Source organism: Bowmanella dokdonensis (genome assembly GCF_017254865.1).
Taxonomy (GTDB): Bacteria; Pseudomonadota; Gammaproteobacteria; order Enterobacterales; family Alteromonadaceae; genus Bowmanella; species Bowmanella dokdonensis.
The window spans coordinates 1-632 of sequence record NZ_JAFKCV010000054.1; the positions used below are offsets into that span (position 1 = coordinate 1).

General features: G+C 49.4%; 1 protein-coding gene and 1 pseudogene. One reads left to right on the forward strand and one right to left on the reverse strand.

Annotated elements, in window-relative coordinates:
* Positions 1-185: pseudogene (locus J0A66_RS21500) on the forward strand (threonine ammonia-lyase, biosynthetic); the annotation flags it as partial.
* A 32-nt stretch (positions 186-217) separates the two neighbouring features.
* Here J0A66_RS21500 and J0A66_RS21505 read toward each other — a convergent pair.
* Positions 218-391 carry a hypothetical protein gene (locus J0A66_RS21505; protein ID WP_188691302.1) on the reverse strand — a complete coding sequence of 58 codons (174 nt, stop codon included), beginning with the start codon at positions 389-391 and terminating at the stop codon, positions 218-220.
* Positions 392-632: the final 241 nt, after the last annotated feature.

The following is a 632-nucleotide window of genomic DNA, read 5'->3' on the forward strand; positions in this document are numbered from 1 at the left end:
TTACCTTGTTCCATTATCGCAACCACGGTGCGGCAGAAGGTCTGGTGCTGGTGGGGTTTGATATTCCACAAGGCTCGCGCGCTGAATTCGATCAGCATGTGACGCAACTGGGCTATAGCTTCCAGGAGCAAACGGATAACCCGGCCTATCGATTCTTCTTATCTGATTTAAACGGCGTATTCTAAACGCGCCGTTGTTCCATAGGGGGCGGCAACTTTTAGTTGTCTTCCCCCTCCATTGCAAGCCCGGCCAGTAAGCCTAGCAACAGCATTAACAATGGGATACCTATCAAGTTGATGGCCATTGGCAGTTCGCTGCTCCATTGGATCCACAGCATCACTCCCCAGGCCATGAGCAAGGTTGGTAGTACCAGCCAGGATTTGTGTTTCATATGGCAGCTCATTCTCTATCTCCCCTATTGATCGGCCAACGCGGTTTTTAGCCGCTTGATTTCACCAGGTCAGTGTAGTGACTTGCCAATACCAAGGTTAGTGGCAATAATGATAAAAAAGATGTCAAAAGTGACATTTTGGAGGCGGGTGTGAAGAAGATAGCGGTGCTGGCAACAGACAATGCGGTGGGCTCACATTTGATGGGCGTCAGGGATTTCTTTGATTATGCCAACACCTTGT

Bases quoted from the DNA above. Each gene is read 5' to 3' on its own strand.
- J0A66_RS21505 (WP_188691302.1), bottom strand. From the start codon at position 391: ATGAAACACAAATCCTGGCTGGTACTACCAACCTTGCTCATGGCCTGG.